Consider the following 10,540-nt stretch of genomic DNA (forward strand, 5'->3'; position numbering starts at 1 on the left):
ATTCTCTGCCACATTTAATTCAGCTATGCCTTCGTAAACATGACCAGAGTCGGAAAATGTAGCCTGCAAATAATATACTTGAGCAGAAAGATCTTCAAACAATGCCCCATTATCTTCAATTTCGGTAGTAGGTGTTGTTGCAGTTTTGTAGATATTCCCGATATCTCGTGCATTTTTAGTCAAAAATAATTCAACAGTAATATTGCCAACCTTTGGTCCATTTACTGAATATTTTTTCACAAATACTTCCAGACTTGCTTTTTCATCTTTAGGAATTTCCTCTTCATTACAGCAAATAAATACAGATACAATTCCAAGAATGAAAAGGAGTTTAAATAGATTTTTTGTATTCATAGTTAATTGATTTTAATCCGAAATTAGGATTAATTTTTCAAATAAGTACATAAAAAAAGCCATCCCGTTTAGGAGATGGCTTCTAAAAATAATTTTAATGCTATTATTGAACACAAACAACATGATATTGAGTGGTAAATCCCTTGGCAACTATCACATCACCCACACCCAAGAAACTACCTTCGGTGTTAGTATAACCTGCTCGTAGCCAATAACGTTGATAATCGAGACTTTTAAACAATGCTCCATCTTCTGTTGTATTAACCGTTGGTGTTAAATTCGATTGATACACATTATCATTTGTTCTGTCAATTTCAAATAAAAACAATTCTACCAAAGCGCCACCAATAAACACGCCTGCTACTGTTTTATGTCTTACAAAAACTTCCAGATTGCCATTTGTTGTAGGACCAGTGTATTCATCTGGAAGAACAATTACTGGATTATCTTCAGTACAAGAACTTGATACCATGATCATCATTCCAATAATTAAAATACTTAGAATTGATTTGAACTTTACCATTATCTTAATTTTTCTGATTTTTGTTTTGTTAAAACGGAAGAATCTATTTAATATTTTCCTCTAATCAACAAAAATACTACATTTCATTATTAATACAAGTCTTTATGAAAATATTAATCCTAGCTAATTTCAACAATAGCTGGTCTTTCAGAAACTATTTTCAAATATTAAATTAATTAACCTTGAAGGTTGTATCAGCACTTTCTAAAAAACCAACAATTTGAGTTGCTGCAGCAATACCGGCATTAATATTTGCCTCCTCTGTCTGAGCTCCCATTTTCTTTGGCGTACTGTAAACCCTTCCTTCAAATTTTTCAATCAATTCAAGCACATTATTTGGAGCAATATCAGAAAGATACTTAAAATCATCTCTTTCCTGCATAACTTTTACCAATGATTCTTCACAAACAACTTCTTTACGAGCTGTATTTACAATAGTTGCTCCTTTAGGCATCATACTTATCAAATCGTAATTGATCGATTCTTTTGTTTTATCATTTGAAGGAATGTGTAAAGAAATATACTGACAGTTTTTATACAAATCTTCAACACTATCATATACTTTTACGCCATCAGCCTCCATAACTGACTTCTCAACAAATGGATCAAAAGCTGCGATAGACATTCCAAAACCTTTAGCAATATGACCTACCAATTTGCCAACATTACCATAAGCATGAATTCCAATTGTTTTTTCTTTTAATTCAGTTCCTGCTTTACCATTGAATAAGCCACGTGCCATATAAACCATCATACCAACTGCTAATTCTGCAACAGCATTTGAGTTTTGACCAGGTGTATTCATTACACAAACATTATTTGCTGTAGCTGAAGCAAGATCAACATTATCATATCCTGCTCCTGCCCGAACTACAATTTTCAGGTTTTTACCTGCCTCGATTACATCTGGCGTTACTTTATCACTTCTGATAATCAATGCATCTACATCTGCAACAGCTGCTAATAACTCGGCATTATCTGTATACTTTTCAAGCAAAATCAATTCGTATCCTGCTTTTTCAATAACTTTTCTTATACCATCAACTGCTACTGCTGCAAATGGTTTTTCGGTAGCTATCAATACTTTTTTCATGAATTTAATTTTATACGTTTACTTCATGGATTCAAATTCCTGCATCACTTTTACCAATGCTACCACACTTTCTTTAGGGAGTGCATTATAGGTAGAAGCACGATATCCTCCGACAGAACGATGACCCTTAATTCCAACCATTCCTCTGGCAGTAGCAAAGTCAAGAAATTCTTTCTCAAGCTCTGCATATTCCTCATTCATCACCCAGCAAATATTCATGAGCGAACGATCTTCAACAACTGATACAGTAGGTTTGAATAATTTATTTCTATCTATTTCATCATAAAGCAAACCAGCTTTTTCGATATTAACTTTTTCCATGGCTTCAATTCCACCATTGTTTTTCAGCCATTCTAACGTTTTTAGCGCAGCAAATAATGGAAGTACTGGAGGTGTGTTGAACATCGACTCGCTTTTTATGTGCGTTCGATAATCCAGCATAGTTGGAATAGCACGGTCAACTTTTCCTAACAATTCTTCCTTAACAATAACGAAAGTGATTCCAGCTGGTGCAAGATTTTTTTGAGCACCTCCATATATCAATGCATATTTTGAAACATCAATTGGGCGACTAAAAATATCGGAAGACATATCAGCTACCAAAGGAATATCAATATCGAAATCTTCTCTGATCTCAGTTCCATAAAGCGTGTTGTTTGTTGTAATATGGAAATAATCTGCATCAGCAGGTACTTCCCAGCCCTTTGGAATATAATTGTAGTTGCTCTCTTTTGAAGATGCCACTTCAACTACTTCTCCAAATAATTTAGCTTCCTTTACAGCTTTTGCTGCCCAACCACCGGTTGTCAGATAGGCTGCTTTTTTCCCCATTAAATTGTAGGGCACCATCATAAATTGTGTACTGGCACCACCACCAAGAAACAGCACTTGATATCCTTCAGGGATATTTAATAACTCTTTAAAAAGAGCAACTGCTTTATCCATTACAGCAACCACTTCTTTGCTTCTGTGAGAAATTTCCATTATTGAAAGACCTGTCCCTGCGAAGTCTTTTATTGCTTTTGCGGTTTCATCAATTGTATATTGAGGAAGAATTGAAGGACCAGCATAAAAATTATGAGTTTTGCCCATGTCAAATTAATTTAACGATTTGAAAAATTACAGCTATTTTTGCTTAACAAAACAGCTAAAGTTTACTTAATATTTGCTGCCAATTTACAAAAGCTAATGGATTTCGAAACCTGGTTATATATATTTTTTATTGCTATATCGATTATAGTTCCTATCGTTAAAAAAGCCTATAAAAAAAACAACCCTCCCCCTGAAAACATGGAAGAAGAAGTTGTTGAAGAGAATGTGTTTGAATCATTAAAAGAGCAATTTAACAGATACCAGCAAGCCAGCACCACAAGTCAACCTCAGGTCGTAACGCAGCAAGAGGATGATTTTCTCAACTATGATGATGAAGCTATTGAGAAAAATTATCAGGAAGCCACAAAAGTGGCAGAATATAAACCTGTTTTTACCTATGATGATGTGCATTCCATGGATGAGCAGAATTATGATGCTTATTCCCTAGAATCTAATGAAGAAGAAGAGGCGGGTAATAATTACAATGAAAAAAGTGAAACTTATTCATTTAAATTTGACCCTGTTGATGCGATCATTTATTCTGAAATTCTTAAAAGACCAGAATACTAATTCATCACCCCAGCTATTTTTAAGCCTTTCATAATGATTATGTTTATTTCAAACATTTATGTAAACTTGCTGCTGTTTTGAAAATAATTTTAAATAATATAATTCACAAAAAAAGTATACAATGGCAGTAATTAAAGCATTTCGTGGTATTCGTCCTGCAAAGGATAAAGCTCATATGGTTGCATCAAAACCTTATGATGTTTTAAATTCAGCTGAAGCAAGAATTGAAGCAGAAGGAAATCCTTATTCATTTTATCATGTGGTAAAAGCTGAGATTGACCTTCCTGAGGACATTGATATTCATTCAATGGAGGTCTATGAAAAAGGTCGCGACAATTTCAACCAAATGATAGCCGATGGCGTTCTATTTCAGGATGATCAAGATAAATACTATATCTATCGTCAAATCATGGGAGAATGGGAACAATATGGCTTATTAGCTGCTTCAAGTACTAAAGATTACTTTGATGGCATCATTAAAAAGCATGAGTTTACACGTCCTGAAAAAGAGCAGGATAGAATCAATCATTTCAAAACTGTAAATGCACACACAGGCCCAGTATTTATTACTTACCCTGATGTTGCCGACATGAATTCTTTGGTTGTGGAGATCGTGAAAGCTGATCCAGAATATGACTTCACTGCTGATGATGGCGTTAAGCATACATTATGGGTAGTAAATGATGAGAGTACAATTGCCAATATTTCAAAGATTTTTGCAGAGCAAGTTCCATTCACCTACATAGCTGATGGACACCACAGAGCAGCTTCTTCAGCAAAAATTGGAAAAGAAATTGAAGAATCAAATCCAAATCATACAGGAGATGAGGAGTATAATTTCTTCCTGACTGTACTTTTCCCAAGTAGCCAGATGAATATTATCGATTATAACCGTGCTGTTAAAGATTTGAATGGAAATTCTACAGAAGAATTCATGTCTAAACTTACAGAAGTTATGGACGTTGAAAAAGTAGGTTCAGAGATTTGCAAACCTGCTTCACTGCATGAGTTTAGTATGTATATGGATAAAACATGGTATAAGTTGACTGCTAAAGCTGGAACCTATACTGAGGATCCAATGGGAATTCTTGACGTTTCCATTTTACAGAACAATGTATTAAACCCAATTTTAGGCATTGATGATCCAAGAACAAATACGCGTATTGACTTTATTGGAGGAATCCGTGGATTAGGCGAATTGGAAAAAAGAGTTGACTCTGGTGATATGAAAGTTGCTTTTGCACTTTATCCTGTAACTATCCAACAATTGATCGACATTGCAGATTCAGGAAATGTGATGCCGCCAAAATCTACCTGGTTTGAGCCAAAACTAAGAAGTGGAATGGTTGTTCATAAAATCAAAGAATAGTTCTTTCGAATAGAATCTAAAAGAAACTGGCTCAAAAGTCAATAAATAACTATTTGAACGTCATTCCTTTGCAAAAAGGAATCTCATATTCAGGGATATAGAGATCCCCGCTTTCGCGAGGATGACGGTTTGGAAGACTTTTGAGACAGCCTCTAATTTTTGCTACTCTCCAAACTGTTCTTTCAGTTTTCTTCGTTCCAGATCTCTTTCGTAGAGCCTGTTTGCTAATTCCAAAGCTTCTTTAGTTCCTTTCATTCGATAAGCTTCAGTAGCATATTTCTTTGCTTTCCAAATAACATCTTTCATTTCATAACAATAAGCCAGATTCATTTTTGCCTTATATCGCTCACTTTGAGAACCTTCTGATTCAATCACTTTTAACACTTCAATAGCTTCACTAATTTCACCACCTTGTATCATTGAAACTGCATCATGCAAATCTTTCCTGCTATAAGCATACAAAAAACGGAATTCTCTTTCCCAATATGGCGCAAGCTTTCGGCATAACTCCAAACCCGCATATTGTCCTGTAATTTTTGTTATACATAATTCATCGTCTTTAGAATAATGGATGCTATCAATATGATGAGCAGGATATAATTCGTTAAAACTTGAATAGAGAGGAAGCTCAAAATTCTTCGTATAATCTTCTGGAAAAAACAGTTTTAATGCAACCGTCAGATTTACATCTTTGATTCCCCAATAAAAACCATATTTACGACATGGCGCCTGATAGGTTATATCTATACACCTTCTTTTCTGTATCATTTCCTTATTAAATCTAAAATCATCCAGAAAAATAAGAATATCTGCATTATACTTCTGACAGATAGTTTTTACTTTCTGTTCAGAAATTTGCTGATTTCGTCCAACAGCTATATGGATAGGGATGATAGTGTCGAAACGATTACATTGATTAATCTGACTTATTATAGCTTGTATACATTTATTCGAAGCATCCTGACCAAGAGATGTAGCTATCTGTTCTTCCATTCGATTTGAATCTTGTGCTTGATTCGCAGGATAAAACCGATTGGCCACTAAAACAGTCTTCACATCTGAGCTAAGTGAAATCTCTGCTGGTCGCATGGTGGTTATACTCACTTTCTGCTGAGCTGAGCATGTGAATGCCAGAAGGATGATTGCAGATGAGAGTATTGTTATGAGCCGCATGCTAAAAAGCTAAGGTTACAGCCATTAACTATGCAAATTCTGTTCAATTAATTCACTCACATCTGAGTCACTCAAAGAGGACTCAGATTATACAAATTTTAACAATAGTTTATTTGAATTCAGAATAAGGGATTTTCGCTTATCTTTGGTAGACAAGAATTTTAGATTAGAAATAAGTTGAAGATTTGATTCAGAAATAGCAAGATTCAATTCAGGAGATCACTTCTTCCTCCTAAAGTCGGAATCGTGATGACGTTTATGATAGGAATTTCGAAATTGACGATTCGAAATCCGAAATTACTTCCCCTCAATCCATTTCTTAGCATTCACAAAAGCCTCCACCCAAGGTGTGATTTCATCTTGCTTTCTGTCGGCAGGATAATTGGCCCAATGATACGGATAAAAGGCTCTTTCTAGGTGAGGCATCATGGCCAAGTGGCGCCCGTCTTCGGAGACTATGGCAGCGGTAGCATGTGGAGAACCATTTGGATTTGCCGGATAAGCATCATAACTAAATTTCATTGGGATCAAATAATCATTTTCAGCTTTAGGCAATTCAAATTTACCTTCTCCATGAGCAATCCAAATCCCCAAACGTGAGCCTGCCAATGATTTTAGCATTACTGAATCATTTTCCAATACATCCACATTAATAAATCCTGATTCGAACTTACCAGAAGCATTGCGTTTCATCTTTGGATACTTATCGTGTTTTGGATAAACCAATTCCAGTTCAGTCATTACCTGACAACCGTTACAAACACCTAAACTCAGTGTATCTTCTCTTGCATAGAAGTTGTCGAGAGCTGCTTTTGCTTTTTCATTATAAAGGAAAGCTCCTGCCCAACCTTTAGCTGAACCCAGAACATCAGAGTTGGAAAATCCACCGACAAAAACAATCATGTTAACATCTGATAAATCATCCCGACCAGAAATCAAATCAGTCATGTGAACATCTTTCACATCCAAACCAGCCAAGTGCATGATATAGGCCATTTCCCTATCACCATTCACGCCTTTCTCACGTATGATGGCTGCTTTTACTCCTGATTTTTGCGTTCTGCTTTTATCAATTCCGTATTGATTACATTTTCCTGTAAATCCTTGAGGGAATTGGAAACTTAATTCTTGATTCTTATAATTGTTATAGCGATCTAACGCTAATTCTGGTTTTGCCTGTTTGCTATCGAATAAGTAAGAGGTATAATACCACTTGTCACGCATCTTGTCAATATCCAAAGAACAAATATTTGAGATATTAAAAACTCTATCCTGTTTAACTTCCGCTATTTGAATGGCCCTAATTCCTTTCTCAGCTAATTCACTCAGAGCATCATCACCTTCGACCTGAATAATAATTCCCGGATTTTCAGCAAATAATAACTTGATTTTATCTTGTGCTTCAATTCCAGAAAGATTAACCTCTAATCCTAAATTAGAAACAGGGAAGCACATTTCTAAAAGAGTCGTAACGAGTCCTCCGGCAGAGATATCATGACCTGCTAAAACTTTGTTTTCCTGAATAAGATGCTGAACACTTTCAAAAGCTTTTTTGAAATAATCAGTGTCAATTACATCAGGCGTTTTTTGTCCTAAACCATTAAGCACCTGAGCAAAACTGCTTCCACCCAGTTCTTTTGTAGCATTTGAGAAATCAATGTAAAGTAATTTACTTTCTTTTACATCTTTCAGTTCGGGAGTAACTACCTGATTGATATTGCTCACCTCTCCAACAGTAGAAATAATAACCGTACCCGGGGAATACACTTTTTCACCATCTGGATATTTCTGCACCATGGAAAGCGAATCTTTTCCTGTCGGAACGTTAATTCCCAAGGCGATGGAGAAATCCGAAACAGCCTTAACAGCTTTATATAATCTGTAATTCTCTCCTTCATTTTTGGCAGGCCACATCCAGTTAGCACTTAAGGAAACACCCTTCAATCCTTGCTCAATGGGCGCCCAAACCATGTTGGTAAGCGCTTCGGCAATGGCTAAACGTGACGCAGCTTCAGGATTGACTAGTCCTGCGATAGGTGCATGTCCGATAGATGTAGCAATCCCTTTATTTCCACTATAATCAATAGCCGTAACAGCTACATTGTTTAACGGAAGTTGGATTGGACCAGTACTTTGCTGTTTGGCAACTTTACCTGTAACCGAACGGTCTACCTTATTGGTCAGCCAGTCTTTGCAAGCTACTGCTTCCAGTTGCAAAACATCATCAATATACTGAATCAACTTACTCTCTTCATATACCAATTCAGGATATTTTTGTTCGAAAGATTTGTCTTCCAGAACAGACTTGGGTGGTTTGCCAAACAAATAAGGAAGTGCGATATCCATTGGGTTTCGACCTTCGGCAGCTTCAAATTTGAAATGCTGATCTCCTGTACATTCACCCACATCATAAATGGGAGCTCTTTCTCTTTCAGATACTTTATTCAAGAGCTCAAGATTATCTTTATCGATAATCAAACCCATGCGCTCCTGCGATTCATTTCCAATAATTTCTTTAGCGGAAAGTGTTGGATCACCGATAGGAAGTTTGTTCATTTGAACAGTTCCTCCACTCTCTTCAACCAGTTCAGAAATAGAATTTAAATGTCCACCTGCACCATGATCATGAATTGAAATGATAGGATTCATATCTAATTCTGCCATGGCACGAATTGCATTGCAGACTCGCTTTTGCATTTCAGGATTGGAGCGTTGAACAGCATTCAACTCAACTTTATTGGAAAACTCACCGGTAGCAACAGACGACACTGCGCCTCCACCCATGCCAATGCGGTAGTTATCGCCACCCATCACCACAATACGATCACCCGTTTTTGGACTATCTTTTATTGCATCTTCTTTTTTACCATAGCCAATTCCTCCAGCCTGCATGATCACTTTATCAAAACCATACTTTCTTAGCTCTTCTTCAGAGAGTTTTTCAAAATGCTCGAATGTCAATAGACTACCGCAAATAAGCGGTTGACCGAATTTATTTCCAAAATCAGAAGCTCCATTGGAAGCTTTGATTAAAATTTCTTCTGGCGATTGATACAACCATTTACGGGCATCAGTTGCTTGCTCCCAACTTCTGTTTTCTTCTAATCGAGGGTAGGAAGTGATATAAACAGCTGTTCCTGCTATGGGCATACTAGCTTTACCGCCAGCCATTCTATCCCTGATTTCACCTCCTGTACCTGTTGCAGCCCCATTGAATGGTTCTACAGTAGTCGGGAAATTATGTGTTTCAGCCTTTAGAGAAATGACGGTTTCTTTCTTTTTCAAACAAAAGAAATCTGCTTTATCCTGACTTTCTGGTGCAAATTGCAGCATCTCAGGTCCATCAACAAAAGCCACGTTATCTTTATAGGCAGAAATAATTCTATTGGGATTTTCTTTGGAAGTTTTCTTGATCATTTCAAACAATGATTCCTCCATTTCTTCCCCATCGATTATGAATTTACCGTTGAATATTTTATGTCGGCAATGTTCTGAATTTACCTGGGCAAAACCATATACTTCACTATCTGTTAATAATCTTTTTATCTGTTTTGCAACTCCTTTCAGATAGTCGACTTCATCTTCACTCAAGGCCAAACCTTCTGCTTCGTTATATAAGCCAATATCAAAAATCATATCAACCTTTTCAGGCTTTTTAGAAATTGCAAATACTTTCTGACCCGGATTCTGATAAATGACTTCTAACATCGGATCAAATTCAGCCTCTACCGATTCAACTTGCAGGAATTCTTCAATTCGCTTGATATTGCTGATTCCCATGTTCTGGGTAATTTCAACAGCATTGGTACTCCAGGGTGTGATCATCTCTTTACGTGGACCAACAAATAAACCCGTTAGTTTTTGCTCTAATAGAATTTTTGCATCACTGAATAACCAACTCAATCGCTTGACTTCTTCTTCACTCAGCCAATCTTCACATTCAACAACAAAAAACTTATTTTCAGCACCTTGGAAGTAAATGATCATAACCTTATTCTTTGCAAATTTTACCCTATTTATGATGCAGCAAAGATAGTTAGTTGATGGGATTTTATTGTCTTAGTTATGAACGAAAGTGTGGAGTTTAGAGTGCAAAGTTTGAAGAATAAAATCTCAAAAGACAAAACTCAAAGAACAAACAAATTCCAAATGACAATGCTCAAATATCAAACTAGGGTTTGGTCACACTCTGGATTAAGTCTGTGACTTGATCCTATTATGCAAATATTAAATTAGTAACATTCAGAACAATATAGGATTCAGTTACAAACTGAATCCAGAATGGTACAAACTGAATCCAGAATGGGGGTTGAGGGGATATTATAGTCTTAGTTATAAATGAAGGTGTAGAGTGTAAAGATTTAAG

8 protein-coding genes are annotated in these 10,540 nt (G+C 36.2%); 2 read left to right on the plus strand and 6 right to left on the minus strand.

Annotated elements, in window-relative coordinates; all coding sequences use genetic code 11:
* From HOG71_17075 to serC, 4 genes are all read right to left on the minus strand, one after another.
* Nucleotides 1–354, minus strand: a 354-nt coding sequence (locus tag HOG71_17075) for a hypothetical protein (GenBank protein MBT5992561.1), incomplete at its 3' end; no start/stop codon positions are given.
* Between the two features lie 103 nt (nucleotides 355–457).
* Nucleotides 458–877 carry a hypothetical protein gene (locus HOG71_17080; GenBank protein MBT5992562.1) on the minus strand — a complete coding sequence of 140 codons (420 nt, stop codon included), beginning with the start codon at nucleotides 875–877 and terminating at the stop codon, nucleotides 458–460.
* A gap of 172 nt (nucleotides 878–1,049) precedes the next feature.
* On the minus strand, nucleotides 1,050–1,970 hold the full coding sequence (locus tag HOG71_17085; protein MBT5992563.1) for a 3-phosphoglycerate dehydrogenase: 921 nt from the start codon (nucleotides 1,968–1,970) through the stop codon (nucleotides 1,050–1,052).
* An 18-nt stretch (nucleotides 1,971–1,988) separates the two neighbouring features.
* On the minus strand, nucleotides 1,989–3,062 hold the full coding sequence (gene serC, locus HOG71_17090; protein ID MBT5992564.1) for a 3-phosphoserine/phosphohydroxythreonine transaminase: 1,074 nt from the start codon (nucleotides 3,060–3,062) through the stop codon (nucleotides 1,989–1,991).
* A gap of 96 nt (nucleotides 3,063–3,158) precedes the next feature.
* On the opposite strand from serC, the gene HOG71_17095 reads away from it, so the two are divergent.
* Both HOG71_17095 and HOG71_17100 read left to right on the plus strand, forming a co-directional pair.
* On the plus strand, nucleotides 3,159–3,632 hold the full coding sequence (locus tag HOG71_17095; protein ID MBT5992565.1) for a hypothetical protein: 474 nt from the start codon (nucleotides 3,159–3,161) through the stop codon (nucleotides 3,630–3,632).
* Nucleotides 3,633–3,753: 121 nt separating this feature from the next.
* Nucleotides 3,754–5,001, plus strand: coding sequence for a DUF1015 domain-containing protein (locus HOG71_17100; GenBank protein MBT5992566.1), 1,248 nt, complete (start codon nucleotides 3,754–3,756; stop codon nucleotides 4,999–5,001).
* 162 nt (nucleotides 5,002–5,163) lie between these two features.
* Here HOG71_17100 and HOG71_17105 read toward each other — a convergent pair whose 3' ends face one another.
* Both HOG71_17105 and purL read right to left on the minus strand, forming a co-directional pair.
* Nucleotides 5,164–6,174: a hypothetical protein gene (locus HOG71_17105; GenBank protein ID MBT5992567.1), complete on the minus strand. Its 1,011-nt coding sequence runs from the start codon at nucleotides 6,172–6,174 to the stop codon at nucleotides 5,164–5,166.
* Nucleotides 6,175–6,471: 297 nt separating this feature from the next.
* Nucleotides 6,472–10,161: a phosphoribosylformylglycinamidine synthase gene (purL, locus tag HOG71_17110; GenBank protein MBT5992568.1), complete on the minus strand. Its 3,690-nt coding sequence runs from the start codon at nucleotides 10,159–10,161 to the stop codon at nucleotides 6,472–6,474.
* Between the last annotated feature and the right edge of the window lie 379 nt (nucleotides 10,162–10,540).

The sequence above is a fragment of the Bacteroidota bacterium genome, assembly GCA_018698135.1.
Classification (GTDB): domain Bacteria; phylum Bacteroidota; class Bacteroidia; order CAILMK01; family JAAYUY01; genus JABINZ01.